This window comes from Pseudomonas sp. FP2254 (genome assembly GCF_030687695.1).
Lineage (GTDB): Bacteria > Pseudomonadota > Gammaproteobacteria > Pseudomonadales > Pseudomonadaceae > Aquipseudomonas > Aquipseudomonas quebecensis.
In genome coordinates, this window is the sequence record NZ_CP117444.1 from 1,762,266 (window position 1) to 1,779,325 (window position 17,060).

At 62.2% G+C, this 17,060-nt stretch carries 16 protein-coding genes; 9 read left to right on the top strand and 7 right to left on the bottom strand.

Annotation, left to right across the window (positions count from 1 at the left end):
* Positions 1-107 precede the first annotated feature (107 nt).
* Positions 108-1,292: a purine nucleoside transporter PunC gene (gene punC, locus PSH94_RS08175; RefSeq protein ID WP_305437067.1), complete on the top strand. Its 1,185-nt coding sequence runs from the start codon at positions 108-110 to the stop codon at positions 1,290-1,292.
* Between the two features lie 226 nt (positions 1,293-1,518).
* Here punC and PSH94_RS08180 read toward each other — a convergent pair whose 3' ends face one another.
* A complete protein-coding gene (locus PSH94_RS08180; RefSeq protein ID WP_253511383.1) occupies positions 1,519-2,352 on the bottom strand; it encodes a nucleoside-binding protein in 834 nt (277 codons plus the stop codon).
* Positions 2,353-2,510: 158 nt separating this feature from the next.
* On the opposite strand from PSH94_RS08180, the gene PSH94_RS08185 reads away from it, so the two are divergent.
* The gene (locus PSH94_RS08185) at positions 2,511-4,013 is read left to right on the top strand and encodes a nucleobase:cation symporter-2 family protein (protein ID WP_305437070.1); all 1,503 of its coding nucleotides are present in this window, start codon (positions 2,511-2,513) and stop codon (positions 4,011-4,013) included.
* Between the two features lie 37 nt (positions 4,014-4,050).
* Here PSH94_RS08185 and PSH94_RS08190 read toward each other — a convergent pair whose 3' ends face one another.
* Both PSH94_RS08190 and PSH94_RS08195 read right to left on the bottom strand, forming a co-directional pair.
* On the bottom strand, positions 4,051-4,983 hold the full coding sequence (locus tag PSH94_RS08190; protein ID WP_305437071.1) for a proline iminopeptidase-family hydrolase: 933 nt from the start codon (positions 4,981-4,983) through the stop codon (positions 4,051-4,053).
* Between the two features lie 93 nt (positions 4,984-5,076).
* Entirely contained in the window at positions 5,077-5,841 is a 765-nt protein-coding gene (locus tag PSH94_RS08195; RefSeq protein WP_253511393.1) for a LuxR family transcriptional regulator, read from the bottom strand.
* A gap of 183 nt (positions 5,842-6,024) precedes the next feature.
* On the opposite strand from PSH94_RS08195, the gene PSH94_RS08200 reads away from it, so the two are divergent.
* From PSH94_RS08200 to PSH94_RS08225, 6 genes are read left to right on the top strand one after another with little or no spacing between them, the layout of a single operon-like run.
* Positions 6,025-6,912, top strand: a complete 888-nt coding sequence (locus PSH94_RS08200) for a proline iminopeptidase-family hydrolase (RefSeq protein ID WP_253511396.1) — start codon at positions 6,025-6,027, stop codon at positions 6,910-6,912.
* A gap of 3 nt (positions 6,913-6,915) precedes the next feature.
* Positions 6,916-7,863 (top strand): ABC transporter permease, encoded by a 948-nt coding sequence (locus PSH94_RS08205; protein ID WP_181078211.1) that lies wholly within the window; start codon positions 6,916-6,918, stop codon positions 7,861-7,863.
* Positions 7,860-8,717: an ABC transporter permease gene (locus PSH94_RS08210; RefSeq protein ID WP_253511399.1), complete on the top strand. Its 858-nt coding sequence runs from the start codon at positions 7,860-7,862 to the stop codon at positions 8,715-8,717. Before PSH94_RS08205 ends, PSH94_RS08210 begins: the two co-directional genes overlap by 4 nt.
* The gene (locus tag PSH94_RS08215; protein WP_181078215.1) at positions 8,714-9,670 is read left to right on the top strand and encodes an ABC transporter ATP-binding protein; all 957 of its coding nucleotides are present in this window, start codon (positions 8,714-8,716) and stop codon (positions 9,668-9,670) included. Before PSH94_RS08210 ends, PSH94_RS08215 begins: the two co-directional genes overlap by 4 nt.
* Positions 9,667-10,638: an ABC transporter ATP-binding protein gene (locus PSH94_RS08220; protein ID WP_305437075.1), complete on the top strand. Its 972-nt coding sequence runs from the start codon at positions 9,667-9,669 to the stop codon at positions 10,636-10,638. Before PSH94_RS08215 ends, PSH94_RS08220 begins: the two co-directional genes overlap by 4 nt.
* 32 nt (positions 10,639-10,670) lie before the next feature.
* Entirely contained in the window at positions 10,671-12,185 is a 1,515-nt protein-coding gene (locus tag PSH94_RS08225) for an ABC transporter substrate-binding protein (RefSeq protein ID WP_286799685.1), read from the top strand.
* A 75-nt stretch (positions 12,186-12,260) separates the two neighbouring features.
* Here PSH94_RS08225 and PSH94_RS08230 read toward each other — a convergent pair whose 3' ends face one another.
* The 4 genes from PSH94_RS08230 to PSH94_RS08245 form a co-directional block, all read right to left on the bottom strand.
* A complete protein-coding gene (locus PSH94_RS08230) occupies positions 12,261-13,001 on the bottom strand; it encodes a YciK family oxidoreductase (RefSeq protein ID WP_181078221.1) in 741 nt (246 codons plus the stop codon).
* A gap of 104 nt (positions 13,002-13,105) precedes the next feature.
* Entirely contained in the window at positions 13,106-13,777 is a 672-nt protein-coding gene (gene mupP, locus PSH94_RS08235) for an N-acetylmuramic acid 6-phosphate phosphatase MupP (protein ID WP_181078223.1), read from the bottom strand.
* A 4-nt stretch (positions 13,778-13,781) separates the two neighbouring features.
* On the bottom strand, positions 13,782-14,480 hold the full coding sequence (gene ubiG, locus PSH94_RS08240; RefSeq protein ID WP_181078225.1) for a bifunctional 2-polyprenyl-6-hydroxyphenol methylase/3-demethylubiquinol 3-O-methyltransferase UbiG: 699 nt from the start codon (positions 14,478-14,480) through the stop codon (positions 13,782-13,784).
* Positions 14,481-14,544: 64 nt separating this feature from the next.
* The gene (locus PSH94_RS08245; RefSeq protein WP_181078227.1) at positions 14,545-15,876 is read right to left on the bottom strand and encodes a TRZ/ATZ family hydrolase; all 1,332 of its coding nucleotides are present in this window, start codon (positions 15,874-15,876) and stop codon (positions 14,545-14,547) included.
* Between the two features lie 109 nt (positions 15,877-15,985).
* Here PSH94_RS08245 and mtnA point away from each other — a divergent pair, with 109 nt between their 5' ends.
* Positions 15,986-17,056, top strand: coding sequence for an S-methyl-5-thioribose-1-phosphate isomerase (mtnA, locus tag PSH94_RS08250; RefSeq protein ID WP_253511413.1), 1,071 nt, complete (start codon positions 15,986-15,988; stop codon positions 17,054-17,056).
* The last annotated feature ends 4 nt before the right edge of the window (positions 17,057-17,060 follow it).

Here is a 17,060-nt window from a genome sequence, read left to right on the forward strand (position 1 = left end):
AATTATTGATAGCTTTGGCCAATTATTATCGCTTCACATGAAAACTGTCAGCTTCATAATGGGCGCCAGTCAGCAAATAGTTTGATGGCAAGGTCAACAAGGCTTCAATGAAAAATTCGTTTGGTTTTACCTGGTATCTGGCGGGCCTGAGCATGCTCGGTTATCTCGCCATGGACATGTACTTGCCGGCGTTCGGCGCCATGGGCGAACACTTGCAGATCAGCGCGGGCGCGGTCGGCGCCAGCTTGAGCGTCTTCCTCGCCGGGTTTGCGCTGGGGCAGTTGGTGTGGGGGCCGTTGTCCGACCGCCTGGGGCGCAAGCCGATTCTGCTAGCGGGCCTGAGCCTGTTTGTGCTGGGCTGCGCCGGCATGTTTTGGGTCGACAGTGCTGCGCAACTGTTGGCGCTGCGCTTTATCCAGGCGATCGGCGTGTGTTCCGCCGCCGTGAGCTGGCAGGCGCTGGTGATTGATCGCTACCCGGCCGACAAGGCCCATCGTGTGTTCGCCAGCATCATGCCGTTGATGTCGCTGTCGCCGGCCCTGGCGCCACTGTTGGGCGCGCTGGTGTTGAATCACGTAGGCTGGCAGGCGATCTTCGGCGTGTTGCTGGCTGTGTCGCTGGCGCTGCTGTTACCCACCTTATTCCTGCGCAGTGCGCCGAAACGACTGACACAGGCACCGGCGCGCCTGGGGTATGGGCAGTTGCTCAAGTCGCGGGTATTCAGCGGCAACGTAATGATTTTTGCCGCGTGCTCGGCCAGTTTTTTTGCCTGGCTTACAGCGTCCCCGTTCATTCTCGGCGGTATGGGTTACAGCCCCAATGATATTGGCTTGAGCTATGTGGTGCCGACCCTGGCATTCCTGATAGGTGGTTACAGTTGCCGCAGCGCCTTGCAGCATCTGCAGGGTAAAACCTTGCTGCCGTGGCTGCTGCTTGCCTACTGCGTGAGCATGGGAGCGCTGTACCTGGTCGCCACGTTGACCGTGCCGACGCTCACCACCCTGTTGATTCCGTTCTGCCTGATGGCGCTGTGCAACGGTGCCAGTTACCCCATCGTGGTGGCGAACGCGCTGATGCCCTTCGCGGAAAATTCCGGCAAGGCTGCGGCGCTGCAAAACACCCTGCAACTGGGCTTGTGCTTTGTGAGCAGCCTACTGGTGTCATCGATGCTCGAACATCCGCTAATGATCACCGTGATCGTGATGCTGGCAACCGCGCCGCTGGCAGTGTTGGGATATTGGCTGGCCCGGCCGAAGGCCAATCGTGCCGAGCTGATGACAGAGCTGAACTGAAGAACACCTGCGTAGCGGCTGCCCCAAAGTCTGCAAACTGTTTAAGCCTGGCACACCGCAGTGTCTGGAGACAGTGCCGCTTCGCGCCCCAGCGCGGGGCAAGCCCGCTCACCACAACTGCGGGGGTGCTGCTTCCCTGTGGTAAGCAGGCTTGTCCTGCGCTGGGCTGCGCAGCGGCCCTAATGGCTGCGAATGCGGTGTGTCCGACTCACAGCAGCACCCGTGATTAAAAGGTGATTTCCATATTCACGGTCGGCGTGGAGGTGCGGCTGCCGCGGCCGCCGTCGACGCCGAATTTGTTATGCCAGTACTCGTAACCCACGCCCAGGTACAGGTTCGGTTTGACGCTCTTGCCCGGTCGCACGGCCACCATCAACGCGGTGCGCATCAGCGCTTCGGCAGCGGTGTCGCGGCCGTGGTAGTCCTCGCCTTTAGCCCCGACGTAATTGATGAACCCTTGGAATTTCGCCCCGTGGTTGGCGATCTCGAACGGGCGCATCCACGTCAGGTTAAGCATGTAGGTGTCGTCGAAGGTGTGGTCGGATTCCTGGGCGCCGGGAATGCCAGTGTGGTTGCGCTCCTTGTAATACAGCAGGCTCAGGTCCAGCACCCCGACCGTGTTGAATTTCACGGTCGGGCCAAGCACCAGCGCGCGCTTCCTGGCGGAGGCGAAGTTGTTATTTCGGTTGGCGTCGAAGCCCAGGGTCAAGGCGTAATCCTTGACCGCACCCGTGCCCAGCGGCCTGTCGAATACCCGCGAGGCATACAGCTGGTGCCGGTACACCGCGTACACCTCGCTGCCCCCGTGATCGGTGCCCTTGCGTGGGTCGCGGCTGTCGGACAGGAACACATCCAGGTTGAGAAAATTGCTGCCGTATCGGTAGCCACTGGCGTGGGTGAAGCTGTAGATGCGCTTGCTGAATTCATCGGGGTTGTTCGGATTGGTGAACTGCTGGCCGTAGCGAAACCCTACGCTGTTGTTCATCCATTCCACCGCGACAGCCTCCCCGCCGCCCAGCAGAGTGAGTGCGACGGTAGCGCCCTGTAGTGCCTTTTTCATTGTTTTAGTGTCCTTGGCGTTGCGGCTCATCACGGCCGAATGGTTTTTGTAACGCCGGCGGAGGGTATCTTGTCTGGTTGATTGTATACAACTCTATGGACATCCAGTCCAAAGATTGCATACAGTGGCCGCACAACAAAAACAGAGAACCCCTCACCATGACTACCCCGAAGGCGTCACCGCAGCGGCCGGAAGATGAGAATCTTGGCATCGCGGCCAACATGGCTTACGGCCTGCAGCATGTGCTCACCATGTACGGCGGCATCGTTGCCGTACCGTTGATCGTCGGCCAGGCGGCCGGGTTATCGCCGGCGGATATCGGCCTGTTGATCGCCGCGTCGCTGTTTGCGGGCGGCCTGGCGACCTTGTTGCAAACCCTCGGCCTGCCGTTTTTCGGCTGCCAGCTGCCGTTGGTGCAGGGCGTGTCGTTTGCCGGTGTGGCCACCATGGTGGCGATTGTCGGCAGCGACGGTGCCGGTGGTTTACCGGCGATTCTCGGAGCGGTAATGGCCGCGTCATTGATCGGCCTGTTGATCACCCCGGTGTTCTCGCGGATCACCAAGTTCTTCCCGCCGCTGGTCACCGGTATCGTCATCACCACTATCGGCCTGACCCTGATGCCCGTCGCGGCGCGCTGGGCCATGGGCGGCAACAGCCGCGCGGCGGATTTCGGCAGCATGCCCAATATCGGGTTGGCGGCCTTGACGCTGGTGCTGGTGCTGCTGCTGAGCAAAATCGGCAGCGCGACCATTTCGCGCCTATCGATCCTGCTGGCGATGGTGATCGGCACGCTGATCGCGGTGCTGCTGGGCATGGCCGACTTCTCCAGCGTGACCCAAGGGCCAATGTTCGGCTTCCCCACGCCGTTTCATTTCGGCATGCCAACCTTTCACATCGCTGCGATTATTTCGATGTGTATCGTGGTGATGGTGACCTTGGTGGAAACCTCGGCGGATATCCTCGCCGTGGGTGAAATCATCGACACCAAGGTGGACTCCAAGCGCCTGGGCAACGGCCTGCGCGCCGATATGCTGTCGAGCATGTTCGCGCCGATCTTTGGTTCGTTCACCCAGAGTGCCTTCGCCCAGAACGTCGGCCTGGTGGCGGTCACCGGGGTGAAAAGCCGCTTTGTGGTGGCCACCGGCGGGCTGTTCCTGGTCATTCTCGGCTTGCTGCCGTTCATGGGCCGGGTGATTGCCGCAGTGCCCACGTCGGTGCTGGGCGGCGCCGGGATCGTACTGTTCGGCACGGTGGCGGCCAGTGGAATTCGCACCTTGTCCAAGGTGGATTACCGCAACAATATGAACCTGATCATCGTCGCCACCTCCATCGGTTTCGGCATGATCCCCATCGCCGCGCCAAGCTTCTATGACCACTTCCCCAGCTGGTTCGCGACCATTTTCCATTCGGGGATCAGTTCGTCGGCGATCATGGCGATCCTGCTGAACCTGGCGTTCAACCATTTCACCGCGGGCAACTCGGACCAGCAGTCGGTGTTCGTCGCGGGGACCGAACGCAGCCTGTGCTTCCACGATGTGGCGGCGCTGCGTGATGGGGATTACTTCAGGGGCGGCAAGTTGTTCGATGCCGAGGGCAAAGAGATCCCGGTGACGGCTGAGCCGGCACGGCAGGCATCAAAGCCTGAGACCTCCGAGGTCTGAAGGAGTGGGAGGGCGCGTGCTTCCTCCCACACTGAACTCAACCGGCCTTGAGTGCCGCGCGCGGCACCGCGCACGCCTCATCCAAAAACTTCACCACGGTCCCCATGCACGCCTGGCGTTCTTCCACATGGGGCATGTGGCTGGAGTCCTCAAACAGCGCCCAGCGCACATCGGCGATCTCATCCAGGAGCGGCTTGACCACCAGTGGCGTGGCCTCGTCGTGGCGGCCGGAGATCACCAGGGTCGGCACGTTGATCTTCGACAGACGGCCAATCGATTTCCAATCCTTCAGGCTGCCGATCACGTGGAACTCGGTAGGCCCGCTCATGGCGTGATACACCGTCGGGTCTGAATCGACCTGAGCAAAGGTGCGCGCGACCTCTTCCGGCCACGGGTTGACCCGGCACACGTGGTGGTCATAGAAAATCCGCGAAGTGGCGAGGTATTCCGGGTCCTGGTAGGTACCGGCGGCTTCGTGCTTGAGCAGGGTTTCATGCACGCCTTCGGGCAGCAGCTTGCGCAAGCGATTGGCTTCGCTGACCCAGGTGCGCATGCAGGTCGGCGAGTTGGCCGGGATAAACGCCCGCAGGCCCTTGGGCTGGCGGATCGCGTGTTCGCTGCCGAGCATGCCACCCCAGGATTGGCCGAGGATCGCGTAGTTATCGCTGATCTGCAGGTGGTCCAGCAGGTTGTCCAGCTCGGCGAGGAACAGTTCGACGGTCCAGAAGGACGGGTCTTTGTCGGGCAAGTGGGTGGAACGGCCGTTGCCCAATTGATCGTAATGGATTACGGCATGGCCGCTGGCCGCGACGTCCTTGAAGGCGTCGACATAATCATGGGTGCAGCCGGGGCCACCGTGGATAATCACCAGCGGGGTGCGGCCGCTGTTCAGGTCGCCGGTGACGCGGTACCAGGTCTGATAGGCGCCGAACGCCGCATACCCTTCGCGGATTTTTTCGATGAATTCCATTTCGTACCCTGCTCTTGAAAAAAGGATCAGGGTCACGATAAGCCGCCGGGAAAATTTAGGTAACTAGCAAAACAGCTAGGTTTTACTGGTGGATCAGTCTTCCAGCAGGCGGTAATGGGTGGCGCGCACCACCGCCTGCACGCGGTTTTTGGCCCCCAGTTTGTGCATCGCCGAGGCCAGGTGCAGGGTCACCACAGCCAGTGAACGGCTCAACTGGGTGGCGATTTCAGCCGCAGTCAGCCCTTCGGCGGCCCATTTGAGGCACTCGCGTTCGCGTTTGGTCAGGCGGATATGCGGGTAGCTGCGCAGCTCTTTGCCGAACAACGGATAGGCCGCTTCCTGCAACGCGTGGGTGATCAGGCTGAAATCCGCCAGCGTGTGGTGTGCGTCCCGCAGCACGCTGCGGCTCTTGCCGGTGCGCAGGCCGGTCAGCGAGGCGAAGCCGCCCCGTGGCAGGTGGATCGGCACGCTGACGCCGCAGGTGAGCTGCTGGTCGTGAAGGTAGGAGGAGACCGGTGCGTGGCACGGATCGATGACTTTTTTCAGCGGGGTATCGACCTTGACGTCGTAGGACCATACGAACGGTGACACCGTGGCCAGCGCAAGATGCTGCACCGGGTCGATCTGGTAGAACCCTTCGCTGCACCATAAGGCGTGCCAGTCCGATGGGGTGTTGCGCAGTTCGAGCACCGACGGGGTGATCAGGGCGCCATTGGGGTCCATCGGCACCGGGGTGTAGTCGTACACCAGCGCGTCGAAGCCCAATTGCCGGGCGAGGACGAAAGTGTTGTCCATCTGTTCTTCCAGGCTCCTGCCCGGCATCAGACGGTCGTTGAAGGCAGTAAGCTTGGCCAGCATCCGTTCTGCTCCCGATTTCATTTGAATCTCGACTTGCGGCAAGTAGAATGCCACGCCCCGGCGAAGGACTGCCAGGCCAAACCTATAAGAAATACTAGGTTATGGACGCGCGGCATCCTCGGTAGTGTTGGCCTGATAAACGGCCGCTGCCCGCCAGGCCGATACAACACAAGGAATGTATGCATGTGGCGTGAAATTGCCCCCGACCAGCGGTACAACGTGCAAGTCGACGGCCACACACTCGTGGTCTACAGCTTTGGCCAAGGCGATGAGGTGCTTCTATGCCTCAACGGTGGCCCTGGCCTGCCGTGTGACTATTTGCGCGACGCCCATGGCTGGCTCAAGGAGCATAACCTGCGAGTGGTCGCATTCGACCAGCTCGGCACGGGGGCATCAGCCAGACCGACCGATGTTTCCCTGTGGGAAATCGGCCGTTATGTCGAAGAAGTCGAAACCGTGCGCCAAGCCCTGGGCCTGGGCCGTGTGCACCTGCTAGGGCATTCCTGGGGCGGGTGGCTGGGCATCGAGTACGCCATTCATTATCCCGACGCGCTCAAAAGCCTGATCCTGGCAAACACCGTCGGCGATATTCCGCACCTTTCCCAGGAACTGGAGCGCCTGCGTGGCGCGCTGGGCAGCGAAACCGTGGCCATGATGCAACGCCACGAAGCCATGGGCACCCTCGACCACCCGCAGTACCAGGCCGCGATCACCTTGCTCAATTATCGCCACGTGTGCCGCCTGGACGAATGGCCCGAGCCGGTCAAGCGTTCCCTTGGCGACTGGAACATGGGCCCTTACGAAACCATGCAGGGTCCCAATGAGTTTCTCTACGTCGGCAACCTCAAGGATTGGAACCGTATCGCCGAGATGGCCGATTTCAAGATGCCGATGCTGATTACCACCGGCCAGCACGATGAACTGACGCCGGCGTGCGCCATGCGCATGAAAATGGCTGCCCGGCACGCCGAATTGCATGTGTTTCCCAACAGCAGCCATATGCCGTTCTATGAAGAACCCCAGGCGTATTTTCCGGTGCTGCTGGACTTTCTCGCTCGCCACCGAGGCTGACGCATGAACCTGGCGCGTTACCGTTTCGTCCTGTTCCGACCGTTGCAACTGCTGCCGGTACTGTTCGGCATCAGTGTGATTACGTTCGTGCTGGTGCGATCGATCCCCGGCGACCCGGCGCGGGCGCTGCTGGGATCGCGCAGTACGCCTGATGCACTGTTGAAAATCCGCGCCCAATACGGTCTCGACCAGCCGCTGTGGCTGCAGTACTTCTACTTCCTGAAAAACCTGCTCAAGGGCGACCTGGGTCAATCGCTGTTGTACAAGGTCGATGCACTGAAGCTGATCGTCACCCGTATCGAGCCGACCCTGATGTTGGTGCTCGGCAGCGTGTTGCTGGCGCTGCTGATCGCGCTGCCCCTGGCCACACTGGCCGCGCGCCACAAAGGCGGCTGGGCGGATAACCTGGTCCGCGTCTTCACCACCGTCGGCCTGGGCATGCCGGCGTTCTGGCTGGGCTTGATGCTGATCCTGCTGCTCAGCGTGCAATGGGGCCTGTTCCCGGTGTCCGGGTATGGCCGCACCTGGCTGGACAAGGCGCACCACATGGTGCTGCCGTGCCTGACCATCGCCCTGGCGCTGTCGGCGGTACTGGTACGTAACCTGCGCGCGAGCATGCTGATGGAACTGCAGGCCGATCACGTCACCGCCGCCCGTGCGCGCGGGCTGTCGGAAGCCGAGGTGTTTCGCCGGCACGTATTGCCCAACTCCCTGGTCCCGGCGGTCAACCTGCTGGCGGTGAATATCGGCTGGTTGATCAGCGGCACGGTGGTCATCGAAAGCCTGTTTGCTATCCCTGGCATTGGTCAGTTGCTGGTGCGCGGCATCTTTACCCGCGACTACATGGTGGTGCAGGGCGTGGCGATGGTGTTGGCGTGCGCCACGGTGCTGGTCAACTTCATCGCCGATGTGGTGACGGTGGCGCTCGACCCGCGGGTGAAGATGCAATGAGCACTCGACCCTTGGTTGCGCCCTGGCGCCTGCGCCTGCGACTCGGTTTACGCAACGGCCGGCTCACGGCGGCGTGGGGGCTGCTGATCCTGCTGGCGTGGCTCGGCCTGGCCTTGTTCGCGCCGTGGATCGCGCCGTATGACCCGATTGCGCAGAACACCGACCTGAGCCTGCTGGCCCCCAGCCTTGCCCATCCATTCGGCACGGATAACTACGGCCGAGACATCCTTTCGAGGGTGATCTGGGGGGCGCGCATCGACCTGCAACTGGCGGTGGTCGGGGTAATCTTTCCGTTTATCATCGGCACGTTTATCGGCGCGGTCTCAGGCTATATCGGCGGGCGTTTCGACAGCGTGTGCATGCGCGTGATCGACGTAATCCTGGCGTTCCCGTTTCTGGTGCTGATGCTGGCGATCATGGCCATCCTCGGCCCAGGCTTGAAGAGTTTCTATATCGCCATGGCGCTGGTGGGCTGGGTGTCGTATGCGCGGCTGATCCGCTCGCAGATCCTGGTGCTCAAGGAAAGCGACTTCGCCCTGGCCGCCAAGAGCCTGGGCTTCGGCCACGGGCGCATCCTGTTTCGACACCTGCTGCCCAATGCAATGTTCGGCTCGATTGTGTTTTCCATGTCCGATGCGGTGTTGGTGCTGCTCAATGGCGCGGCCGTGAGCTACCTGGGCCTGGGCGTGCAACCGCCGACCGCCGAGTGGGGCACCATGGTCGCCGAGGGCCAGGCGTTTATCACCACGGCCTGGTGGATCTGCACCTTTCCCGGCCTGGCCATCGTCACGCTGGCCATGGGCTTCAGCCTGCTGGCCGATGGCGTGGCGCAAGTACTGGGAGACCGCACATGAGCCTGTTGCAAGTGCGCGACCTGAGCGTGATCGCCCACAATGCCGGGCGTGACGTGACCCTGGTGGACCGTGTGTCGTTCGACCTGGCCGAAGGCGAGATCCTCGGCCTGGTGGGCGAAAGCGGCTCGGGCAAGACCATGGCCTGCCGTGGCCTGATTCGCCTGCTGCCATCGCCCAACCTGCGTGTGCAGGGTGGCGCGGTGCGCCTGGCCGGCCAGGACCTGCTCAGCCTCGACGCCGCCGGCATGCGTGCGGTGCGTGGCGGGCAACTGGGGATGATTTTCCAGAACCCCAGCAGCCACCTGGACCCCTTGATGCGCATCGGCGAGCAGATCGCCGAGGGCATTCGCCTGCATCAAGGCGTATCGAAAAAGGATGCGCGTCTGCAGGCCGTCGAGGTGCTGCGCCAGGTCGGCATTCCCGACCCTCAAGCGCGCGCCGACAACTATCCCCACGAGTTTTCCGGCGGCATGCGCCAGCGCGCGATGATCGCCGTGGCGCTGGGCTGCAACCCCAAGGTACTGATCGCCGACGAGCCGACCACCGCCCTGGACGTGACCGTGCAGGCACAAATCCTGCGCCTGCTGCTGGACCTGCGCGACCAGCGCGGCCTGTCGATCATCATGATCACTCACGACCTTGGCGTGGTGGCGCAGACCTGCGATTCCATCGCGGTGATGTATGCCGGGCGTCTGTGCGAGCATGCGAGCAAGCACGAGGTGCTGGCGCATCCGCAGCATCCGTACACCGCCGGCCTGATCGACTGCCAGCCGGCCCACAGCAGCGGCCACGCCTTGCTGCGCACCATCCCCGGCCAGCCGCCATTGCTTGATGCATTACCCGCCGGCTGCCGCTTCAACCCGCGTTGCCCGCAGGTTGGCGCGTTGTGCACCGAGCGCTTGCCTGAAGGCGCGCGGGTGGCTTGTCACTATCCGTTGGGAGTGCGCCCATGAGCCTGTTGCAGATCAAGGACCTGGAGGTACGTTTTGCCGCGTCCGGCAGTGGCTTGTTCGGTCTGAACAAACAGTGGGTGAGGGCGGTGAACGGTGTATCGCTGAACCTCGCAGCAGGCCAAACCCTTGGGTTGGTGGGCGAGTCCGGCAGCGGCAAAAGCACCCTCGGGCGGGCGATTCTGCATCTGAACCCGATCAGTGCCGGGCAGGTGCTGTTCGATGGCGTCGACATGGCCCAAGGCAGCGCCATCGACATCGCGCGCCTGCGCCATGAAACGGCAATGATTTTTCAGGACCCGTACGCCGCGTTGAATCCGCGCCATACCATCGGCGAAACCATCGCCGAAGTCTTGCGCGTGCAGCGCAAAGTCGACTCGGACCACATTCCCGCCCGGGTCAACGAACTGCTCGATCTGGTGGGCCTGCGCCCTGAGCTGGCCACGCGCAAACCCAGTGCCCTCAGTGGTGGCCAGTGCCAGCGCGTCGGCATTGCCCGGGCCCTGGCGGTAGAGCCGCGCCTGATCGTCGCCGATGAATGCGTGGCGGCGCTGGATGTATCAATTCAGGGCCAGATCATCAATCTGCTGCTGGAACTGCAACAGCGTATGAACCTGGCGATCCTGTTTATCGCCCATGACCTGGCCATCGTGCGGCGCCTGTGCGACCGCGTGGCGGTGATGTACCTGGGCAAGATCGTCGAGGAAGGCCCGGTGGAAGCGGTGTTCACGTCGCCGCGCCATCCGTACACGGCAGCCTTGATCGAGGCGATCCCGCAGATCGACCCGCAGCGGCCATTGCCGGCCGAACCCCTGCCGGGCGAGCCGCCAAGCCCGCTGAATTTACCGACCGGCTGTGCCTTCCACCCGCGTTGCCGGCATGCGCGGGCAATGTGTTCCGTAGCGTTGCCGCCTACCCACCACCTGCACGAGCACCGGTACAGTTGCGTGCTTGAAACGCCTTTGCTTTAACCCTCTGCCATTCATGAACAAGGAGTTATGACATGCAATCCCGCCACTTGAAGTTACTCGCCGCCGCCACGCTGACCGCCTGGTCGCTGACCGCCGGTTTCGCCCAGGCCGCCGGTGTACTCACCATCGGTTGCCGTGAAGACAGCACCACGTTCGACCCGATCAAAAGCGCGCAGAACCGCGATACCTGGGTGTTTGCCAACGTCTACGACACCCTGGTGCGCGTAGACAACCTGGGCACCAAGATGGAACCGGGCCTGGCTGAAAGCTGGGAGATATCCAAGGACGGCCTGACCTATACCTTCAAGCTGCGTGACGCGAAATTCTCCGATGGCTCGCCGATCACCGCCGCCGACGCCGCTTTCAGCCTGTTGCGCATCCGCGACAACAAGGCTTCGCTGTGGGCTGACCCGTTCAGCCTGATCAACACGGCCACGGCCGCCGACCCGAAAACCCTGGTGGTCACGCTCAAGACCCCGGCGGTGGCCTTCCTCTCCCAACTTGCTTCGCCGACGGTGTCGATCCTGTCCGAAAAAGCCATGACCTCCATGGGCGAAGACGCCTACTCGGAAAACCCGGTGACGTCCGGTGCGTTTACGGTAGAAGAGTGGCGCAAGGGCGATCGGGTGATCCTCAAGAAGAACCCGAACTTCTGGCAGGCTCAAAAGGTAAGCCTGGACGGTGTGGAGTGGGTCTCGGTGACCGATGACAACACCCGTATGCGCATGGTGCAGAACGACGAACTCGATACCGCGATCTTCGTGCCGTTTTCTCGAGTTGAAGAGTTGAAGAAAGACAAAAACGTGGTGGTCCACGCCGACCCGTCCACCCGTGAAGATCACTTGTTGATCAACCATGCCCACGGCCTGTTGGCCAAACCCGAAGTGCGCCAGGCGCTGGACATGGCCATCGATAAGCAATCGCTGGTCAAAACCGTCACGTACGGCCAGGGCACCGTGGCTTATTCCTACATCCCGAAAGGCTCGCTGTACCACTACCCCAATAACCTGCAGCGCCCCTATGACCCCACCGCCGCCAAGAAGCTGCTGGAACAGGCCGGCGCCAAGGACTTGAAACTCAACTATGTGGTCAATGCCGGCAACGAAGCCGATGAGCAGATCGCGGTGATTATCAAGGACCAGTTGGCCAAGGTCGGCGTGACCGCCAACCTGCAGAAGGTCGACCCGACCCAGAGCTGGCAGATGCTGGTGGACGGTGAGTACGACATTTCGGTGATGTACTGGACCAACGACATCCTCGACCCGGACCAGAAGACCACCTTCGTGCTGGGCCACGACACCAACCAGAACTATATGACCCGCTACAAGAACGACAAGGTCAAGGACCTGGTCGCCGCAGCCCGCATCGAAGCCGACCCGGCCAAGCGCGAGCAGATGTATGTGGAACTGCAGAAACTGGCCAAGCAGGATGTGAACTGGATCGACCTGTACTACAGCCCTTACATCAATATCTCACGCAAGAATGTGAGCAACTTCCTGCAAAACCCGCTGGGCCGTTTCACCCTGGAAGAAGTCGTGAAAAACTAAGCATTCGGCAACCGCGCAATACAAGTGTGGGAGGGGGCTTGCCCCTCCCACATTTTGTTCCAGTTGTGTCAGTTGTTACTGGGCATCGAATGCCTGCCCATTCACGCCGGCACTGTCCGGCCCCATCAAGTACAGGTACACCGGCATGATCTCTTCCGGTGCCGGCCTTTCCATCGGGTTTTCCCCTGGATAGGCCTGGGCACGCATGCTGGTGCGGGTGCCGCCTGGGTTGACGCTGTTGGCGCGTACCGCCGCCACATCCTCCAGTTCGTCGGCCAGGGTCTGCATCAGGCCTTCAGTGGCAAACTTGGACACGCCATACGCGCCCCAGTACGCGCGGCCTTTGCGCCCGACGCTGCTGGAGGTGAACACCACTGACGCATCCTGGGACAGTTTGAGCAATGGCAGCAAGGTGCTGGTCAGCATAAACATCGCATTGACGTTCACATGCATCACACGCATGAAGTTCTCGCCGGACAACTGCTCGATCGGCGTGCGGGGGCCGATGATCGAGGCGTTGTGCAGCAGGCCGTCGAGGTGGCCGAACTCTTTCTCGATCATCGCCGCCAACTCATCGTATTGATGGGGCAGGGCGGTTTCCAGGTTGAACGGGATCACCACCGGTTGCGGGTGGCCGGCGGCTTCGATTTCGTCATACACCTGGGCCAGGTTGGCTTCGGTCTTGCCCAGCAACAGTACGGTGGCGCCGTGGGCGGCATAGGTTTTCGCCGCTGCCGCGCCAATCCCGCGACCGGCGCCGGTCACCAGGATGACCCGGCCTTTGAGCAGTTCTGGACGTGCGGAGTAATCAAACATAAATAGCCTCGACAGAATTCAACATGTTTCAGCACAAAACTTGAGACCGGTGGAGATACCCTGTGGGAGGGGGAGCTTCATAGGTCAGCTGGATCGATGAGCCATCAGCAACTGCATAGCGCGTTATCCAGCACCTTGCGCAGTTCCAGCGGGTGATCCACCACCACATCCGCACCCCAATGATGTGGGTTGTCGTCCGGGTGGATATAGCCATAGGTGACCGCCGCCGTGCGCGTGCCGGCGTCGCGGCCGGATTCGATATCGCGCAGGTCGTCGCCCACGAACAGCACGCTGGCAGGGTCGAGGTCGAGCATCTTGCACGCCAGGATCAGCGGCTCCGGGTCCGGTTTGCTGTTCTTTACATGGTCCGGGCAGATCAGCAGCGCAGAACGCTCGGCCAGGCCCAGTTGCTGCATGATCGGCTCGGCAAAGCGCACCGGCTTGTTGGTGACCACGCCCCAGATCAGGTTGGCCTTCTCGATGTCCGCCAGCAGCTCGCTCATACCGTCGAACAGCTTGCTATGGACCGCGCAGCCCTTGAGGTAGCGCTCAAGGAATTCCTGGCGCAGCTCCTCGAAACCCGGCGACTCCGGGTCCATCGAGAACGTCACCGCGACCATCGCCCGCGCACCGCCGGAGATTTCGTCGCGAATGTGCTGGTCGTTGATCGGCGCCAGGCCCCGATCGGCGCGCATGGCCTGGCAGATGGCGATAAAGTCCGGCGCCGTGTCCAGCAGGGTGCCGTCCATATCGAAGAGAACCGCTCGCAGCTTCACAGGCTTACTCCTCGCGCAGGGTCTGGATCATGTAATTGACGTCGACGTCGTTGGCCAGCTTGTAGTGCTTGGTCAGCGGGTTGTAGGTCAGGCCGATGATGTCCTTGACGGTCAGCCCGGCCTGGCGGCTCCAGGCCCCCAGCTCGGAAGGGCGGATGAATTTCTTGAAGTCGTGGGTGCCGCGCGGCAACAGCTTCATGATGTACTCGGCGCCGATGATCGCGAACAGGTACGCCTTGGGGTTGCGGTTGATGGTGGAGAAAAACACCTGGCCGCCCGGCTTGACCATACGGAAGCACGCGCGGATCACCGAGGACGGGTCCGGCACGTGTTCGAGCATTTCCAGGCACGTGACCACGTCGAATTGCCCGGGCATTTCCTCGGCCAGGGCTTCGGCGGTGATCTGGCGGTATTCAACGCTCACGCCGGACTCCAACTGGTGCAGCTGGGCCACGGCCAGTGGCGCTTCGCCCATGTCGATGCCCATCACCGTGGCGCCGCGCTGGGCCATGGCTTCGCTGAGGATGCCGCCGCCGCAGCCGACGTCCAGCACCTTCTTGCCGGCCAGATTGACGCGCTCGTCAATCCAGTTGACTCGCAGCGGGTTGATGTCGTGCAGCGGTTTGAACTCGCTTTCGCGGTCCCACCAGCGGTGAGCCAGGGCTTCGAATTTGGCGATTTCGGCGTGATCGACGTTGCTCATGGTGCATCCTCTGAATCTGATAAATCGGTTGGCCGGTGCTGAACGCGCGGGTTCAACACCGTCGTTATTCGTGCTGCCCGCTGATGCGCCGGCCCCAGGCGATGGCCGTGGCGGTCAACTGTTGCTCATCCATGCGGGTCAATTGCCGGTCGTCGAGCAACTGCTTGCCGGCGACCCAAAGGTGTTTCACGCTGTCACGTCCGGTGGCATATATAAGCTGTGAGACCGGATCGTAGATCGGTTGTTGCGCCAGCCCCGACAGATCGAAGGCGACGATGTCCGCCGCCTTGCCCACTTCCAGCGAGCCGATCTCATTTTCCAGGCCCATGGCGCGCGCACCATTGAGCGTAGCCATGCGCAGCGCGCGATGCGCATCCAGAGCGGTGGCCGAACCGGCGACGGCCTTGGCCAGCATCGCAGCGGTGCGGGTTTCGCCGAGCAAGTCCAAGTCGTTGTTGCTGGCGGCGCCGTCGGTGCCCAGGGCCACATTAACGCCAGCCTGCCACAGACGTTCCACCGGGCAGAAGCCACTGGCCAGTTTCAGGTTCGACTCGGGGCAATGAATCACGCTGGTATTGCTTTCTACCAGCAAAACCAGGTCGTCCTCGCTGATTTGGGTCATGTGAACGGCCTGGAAGCGCGGCCCCAGCAGCCCCAGGCGACCCAGGCGCGCCAACGGTCGCTCGCCGGTCTTTTCGACGGCTTGCTGCACCTCGAAGGCGGTTTCGTGGACATGCATATGGATGGCGGCGTCGAGTTCTTCGGCGATGACCCGGATTTTCTCCAGGTTGGCGTCGCAGACGGTGTAGGGCGCATGGGGGCCGAAGGTGATCTTGATGCGCGGGTGGTGCTTGAGGTCGCCGAACAGCTCGATGCCCTGGCGGATCGCTTCATCGGCGCTGCCGGCGCCGGGGATCGGGAAGTCGAGGATCGGAATCGCGATCTGTGCGCGCATGCCGCTGTTGTGCACGCAGTCGCTGGCGACCTTGGGGTAGAAGTACATGTCGGAGAAACAGCTGATCCCGCCTTTGAGCTGTTCGGCGATCGCCAGGTCGGTGCCGTCGCGTACGAAGGCCTCGTCGACCCACTTGGCCTCGGCGGGCCAGATGTGTTTTTCCAGCCAGGTCATCAGCGGCAGGTCGTCGGCCAGGCCGCGAAACAGGCTCATCGCCGCGTGCCCGTGGGCATTGATCAAGCCGGGGCTGAGCAGCATGCCCGGCAGCTCGCGCACCTCGGTGGCCTGCAGCTTCAGTGCCGCCGCCCGCGGGCCGATAAAGGCAATGCGCCCGTCGCGAATCCCCAGGCCATGTTCCTTGAGTACCACGCCGGCCGGCTCCACAGGCACCAGCCAGGTCGGCAGCAGCAAGATGTCGAGCGGGGCGGCAGTGGCGGTCATCGCGGGCTTCTTCCTGGGCAGCTATAAAAGAAGCGCGAAGTATACCCGAGCGTCCTGGCTGGCGGATCGCTATAATCGGCGGCTTTTGTTCATGAGTGCGGAGTAAGGGATGCGCGATCGACTGTTGGCAGCGGAGAAAGTGAAGGCCATCGATTGGCGCGACGGCACGCTGCACCTGCTCGACCAACGTGCCTTGCCGTCCCGGGAGAGTTGGATAGCCTGCGCCACGGTGGATGAAGTGGCGCAGGCCATTCGCGCGATGGTCGTGCGTGGCGCGGCAGCCATCGGTATCAGCGCCGCCTATGGCCTGGTGCTCGCCGCTCGGGCACGCATCGCCGAGGGCGGTGACTGGCAGGCCGGTTGGGAAGAAGACTACGCACTGCTCGCCGATACCCGTCCAACCGCGTCGAACCTGTTCTGGGCCCTCAAGTGCATGCGCGAGCGCCTCGACCGTCTCAAGCCGCACGCCGATCCGCTGGTTGCGCTGGAAGCCGAGGCCGTCGCGATTCACGAGAGCGACCGCGAAGCCAACCTCACCATGGCGCAATTGGGCGTCGAACTGATCCGCAGGCACCAGGGCAATGCCCAGGCCATTCTGACCCACGGCAACGCGGGCGCGCTGGCTACCGGCGGCGTCGGTACGGCGTTGGGAGTGATCCGCGGTGCCTTCCTGGAAGGCATGGTCGAGCAGGTTTATGTCAATGAAACCCGCCCGTGGCTGCAAGGCTCGCGCCTGAGCGCCTGGGAGTTGGCTGGCGAAGGCATCCCGGTACTGGTGAATGCCGACTCGGCCGGCGCGCATATCCTCAAGACCAAAGGGGTGACCTGGGTGATCGTGGGTGCCGACTGCATCGCCGCCAACGGTGATGTGATCGGCAAGATCGGCACCTATCAACTGGCGGTCTGCGCCATGCACCACGGCGTGCGTTTTATGGTGGTGGCGCCGAGTTCAACCCTGGACCTGATGATGGCTACCGGCGATGACGTTGCGCTGGAACAGCGCGATGCTGGCGAGTTGCTGGAGGTGGTGGGGCAGCGCTTGGACGTGGGGGCCTACAACCCGGTGTTCGACGTGACCCCTGCCGACCTGATCGATGTGATCGTGACCGAAAAAGGCGTCGTCGAGCGGCCGGACACCGCGAAATTGGCCAAGTTGATGTGCCGTAAGCGGCTGCACTGAAGTT